The organism is Okeania sp. SIO2B9, assembly GCF_010672505.1.
GTDB classification, from domain to species: domain Bacteria; phylum Cyanobacteriota; class Cyanobacteriia; order Cyanobacteriales; family Microcoleaceae; genus Okeania; species Okeania hirsuta.
On the sequence record NZ_JAAHGK010000627.1, the window covers coordinates 1 to 4349 of the forward strand.

Annotated in this window: 3 protein-coding genes; 1 reads left to right on the plus strand and 2 read right to left on the minus strand. The window is 36.0% G+C overall.

What is annotated here, in order from left to right:
* Nucleotides 1-557 precede the first annotated feature (557 nt).
* Nucleotides 558-1391: an urease accessory protein UreD gene (locus F6K13_RS20395; protein WP_124144491.1), complete on the plus strand. Its 834-nt coding sequence runs from the start codon at nucleotides 558-560 to the stop codon at nucleotides 1389-1391.
* 940 nt (nucleotides 1392-2331) lie between these two features.
* Here F6K13_RS20395 and F6K13_RS20400 read toward each other — a convergent pair.
* Both F6K13_RS20400 and F6K13_RS20405 read right to left on the minus strand, forming a co-directional pair.
* On the minus strand, nucleotides 2332-4083 hold the full coding sequence (locus F6K13_RS20400) for an NAD+ synthase (protein ID WP_124154166.1): 1752 nt from the start codon (nucleotides 4081-4083) through the stop codon (nucleotides 2332-2334).
* Nucleotides 4043-4349: hypothetical protein (locus tag F6K13_RS20405; RefSeq protein ID WP_287288196.1), on the minus strand; the 307-nt coding region annotated here is incomplete at its 5' end. The genes F6K13_RS20400 and F6K13_RS20405, both read right to left, overlap by 41 nt.

Here is a 4349-nt window from a genome sequence, read left to right on the forward strand (position 1 = left end):
ACTAAAATTGACTATCCCACAGTAAGTGATGAGAAGATTTTCTCTATATTTATGGATATAGTCGTCGAAGGAAAGATTAGGGCAACTCGACAGCTTAAAACTCAGACAACGTAAGATTTTTCCAACTTCGGTTCTTTCTTCTCCTATATAAAAAGTCTCTAAAAAAATCTCGATCATGACTAAAGAGTGGCACGGTAGTCTCAATTTAATTTATGGCAAGTAAAACAATCATACTCAAATTATGGCAAGTAAAAATCAAGCACCATTAAAAATACAAAGACCTTTGACTGAAGTAAGTTTTTCAAGTCAAAATTTTGCTGGAATTATTTCGACCCGGGTATCAAACTAAGCCACATTTTTCCGTGATAACTAAAATTGACTATCCCACAGTAAGTGATGAGAAGATTTTCTCTATATTTATGGATATAGAGGTCGAAGGAAAGATTAGGGCAACTCGACAGCTTAAAACTCAGACAATGTAAGATTTTTCTAACTTCGGTTCTTTCTTCTTCCTTCTTTCTTCTCCTATATAAAAAGTCTCTAAAAAAATCCTAATTATGACTAAACAATGGCACGGTAGTCTCGATTTAATTTATGGCAAGCAACACAATACTACTCAAATTCTGGCAAGCAAAAATCAAGCACCATTAAAAATACAAAGACCTTTTTATCCAGAAGGAAATGAAGTTTGTCATAGTGTAATTTTACATACTGCTGGTGGTGTTGTAGGAGGCGATCGCCTTTCTATTAATATAGAATTACAACCGACTACCCATGCTTTAATTACTACTGCTGCTGCTAGTAAAATTTATCGTAGTAATGGTCAACTTGCTCAACAAAATATTAGTATTAACCTTCATAGTCAGTCTTGTTTAGAATGGTTCCCTCAACCAACAATACTTTTTAATGGTGCTGAGTATCGGCAAGATTTAAAAGTACATTTAGGAGTAGAAGCGAGTTGGATGAGTTGGGAAATTATTAGATTTGGCAGAAGTGCTAGAGGGGAAAAATTTTTAGCAGGAAATTGGCGTTCGTATACTGAGGTTTGGCAAGAAAATTATCCTATCTGGGTAGACAGACAATGTTTAAAAGGAGGGTCGGAAATGGTTAATAGTCTCTTGGGTTTAGCTGATAATTCTGTAGTTGGAACTTTCATTTTTGTTGGGCAACCTGTTACAGCAGAGGTAGTTAAAAAAGTTCGTGATTTGTGGCAAAGTTTAGGTATTGATATGTCTGGTGAAGTAGGTGTTACTCGTATTCCTAAAGGGATGATTTGTCGCTATTGTGGGCAGTCAATAATTAATGTGAAAGATTGGTTTAATTCGGTTTGGCATTATCTCCGTATTTTTTATTTAAAAAGACCTAGTTGTTCTCCACGAGTTTGGTCTTAGTTAGTAAGCTTTCAGCAGTCAGCAGTCAGCAGTCAGCTATTGACTTATTATCTTAGAAGGAGAATTCAAAATTATGTTTATGCGACATTCCGCACCGAAAGAAAAAGGTAACAAACTAACCTTATATTTGAGGGTTGAAATTGATAGCCATCCCCGGAGTCTTGTTTTCTAGTGGCGTTCAGAATGAGTTGATTGGTCAATAAAAATGACTATAACTTTTTAATTGCATTTTACCAGCTATCTATGAGACTAGAAATTAACTTTTAGCCAAATGAGCTTTCCTAATATTTGAGGGTTAAGATTGATTGCCATTCCCTGAGTCTTGTTTTCTGGTGGCTTTCACAATGAATCTTTATTGCAATCAAGATGACTGTAACTTTTTAATTGCATTTTACCAGCTATTTATCAGACTAGAGATGAACTTTTAGCCACATGAATTTTCCAATATTTGAAGGTTGAGATGGATAGCCATCTGTTGAGTCTTGATTTTCTGGTGGCGTTCAGAATGAATTTTTACCTCAATCAAGATGACTATAACTTTTTAATTGCATTTTACCAGCTATTTATCAGAGTAGAGATGAACTATTAGCCACATGAATTTTCCAATATTTGAAGGTTGAGATGGATAGCCATCTGTTGAGTCTTGATTTTCTGGTAACGTTCAGAATGAATTTTTACCTCAATCAAGATGACTATAACTTTTTAATTGCATTTTACCAGCTATTTACTCAGAGTAGAGATGAACTATTAGCCACATGAATTTTCCAATATTTGAAGGTTGAGATGGATAGCCATCTGTTGAGTCTTGATTTTCTGGTGGCGTTCAGAATGAATTTTTACCTCAATCAAAATGACTATAACTTTTTAATTGCATTTTACCAGCTATTTATCAGAGTAGAGATTAACTTTTAGCCAAAACTGAAAACTGACAACCTCAAATCTACAAATGACTTTTCTTAGCAATAGGCATCCGCCAACCAGTACCAAAAGCTCGATCACTAATTTTCAATCCAGGGGGTGCTTGTCTACGTTTAAATTCTGCCCGCATCACTAACTTTATAACCTTATTTACTACTTCTGAATCATGTCCTGCTGCAATAATTTCTGCCAAAGACTCACACTTTTCTACTAAGCGGTATAAAATATCATCCAAAACTTCATAAGATGGTAAAGAGTACTCATCTTTTTGACCTTCTTTCAACTCAGCACTAGGAGCTTTAGTCAGAATATTTTCTGGAATAATATTTTGCTGTTCAGTAATTAGTAAATTTTCAGCTCCATAGAAATTTTGATTATTATTAAATGCCTGTTGATTCAACCACCGACACAGAGAATAAACACGAGTTTTCGGAACATCAGAAATTACTGCTAATCCACCATTCATATCACCATAAAGAGTGCAATAACCGACCGCCATTTCTGACTTATTACCCGTGGATAAAAGCAAATGACCAAACTTATTAGAAATTGCCATTAATAAATTCCCACGAATCCGAGATTGAATATTCTCCTCAGCAATGCCAAAATTTGTACCTGTAAATAAATCTTGCAAACTATTGTCATAACTTTTCATTAAATTCCCAATAGGAATAACTTGTTTAGTAATACCCAAATTTTCCGCTAATTCCAAAGCATCTTTAACAGAATGATCGGAACTGTAAGGAGAAGGCATCAAAATAGTAAAAACATTTTCTTTACCTAAAGCAGCAGTAGCGATCGCTGCAACTAAAGCCGAATCTATTCCCCCACTTAAACCAAGAACAACTTTAGAAAAACCACACTTACGCAGATAATCTTTTACCCCTAAGACCAAAGCAGACCAAATTTCTTCATCCTCACTTTCTGCTAAATATAGACTTTCAAAATTAGTCACAATCAAATCTTTTTTTGCTGGATTAAATTCAACAACTGCCAAATTTTCTGCAAAAGCACTAGCTCGATAGACCGCATTACCAGTCTTATTAAAAACCACACTACAACCATCAAAAATTAAATCGTCATTACCGCCTATCTGATTAACATAAATAATTGGTATTTGATAACGATTCGTGCCATGTTCTAAAATTGCCTCTCGCAATTTTTGCTTTCCTACTCGATATGGAGAAGCAGACATATTTACGACAAAATCAACTTGATTTTCTGCTAATTCTTTCATTGGGTCACAAGTATAATTTCGCCTTCCCCAAAATTCGGCATCATTCCATAAATCTTCGCAAATAGTCACGCCAATTTTAGCTAAAGATTCTGAGGTTTTTCCAGGAATTTCTAACGTGAAAAAATCGCTAGTTTTACCAGGCTCAAAATATCGTTGTTCATCAAATACATCATAAGTAGGTAAGAGTCTTTTATGAAATATTTGTTTGACTTTTCCATTGCCTAATAAAACCGCACTATTAAATAATGATTTTTCTCCTATTTCATTAGCTTGAGAATTAAAAGTTACAGTTCCTACTAAAACTGCTATTTCTGATGGTAAATTTTTAGCTAACTTTTCTAACTCTGTCGCAGCAGCTTCAATTAAACTAGGATAAATTAATAAATCTCGTGGTGGATAGCCTATGAGAGATAATTCTGAAGTAATCATCAATTTGGCATCTAAATTTTCAGCTTTTTTTGCAGCTTCTAAAATTAATTTTGCATTGCCTGTAATATCACCAATAGTGGGATTGAGTTGTGCGATCGCGATTTTCATTATAATTAAAAAAGGAAAAAGGAAGAAGGAAGAAGGAAGAAGGAAGAAGAAAGAAGGAATGATAGACTCGTCCCCGGATCTCGTCGGCGAAGGCCTCGTTGCTGAGCCCGCTGTTGCGGTCGAGAACGACCTCGGGCACGACCTCACGCGTTCCCGCCGGCACCGAGAAGACGCCCTCCCGGAAGAGGAGGTCGGTCACGTTACCGCGATCCGCCGCGGTGACCGGACCGAGGGTGTCCGCCGAGATCTCGGTTCCGCCGTCGTCG

Excerpts from the sequence above, each read along its gene's own strand:
- F6K13_RS20395 (WP_124144491.1), top strand. The coding sequence starts at position 558 with ATGACTAAACAATGGCACGGTAGTCTCGATTTAATTTATGGCAAGCAA.
- F6K13_RS20400 (WP_124154166.1), bottom strand. The coding sequence starts at position 4,083 with ATGAAAATCGCGATCGCACAACTCAATCCCACTATTGGTGATATTACA.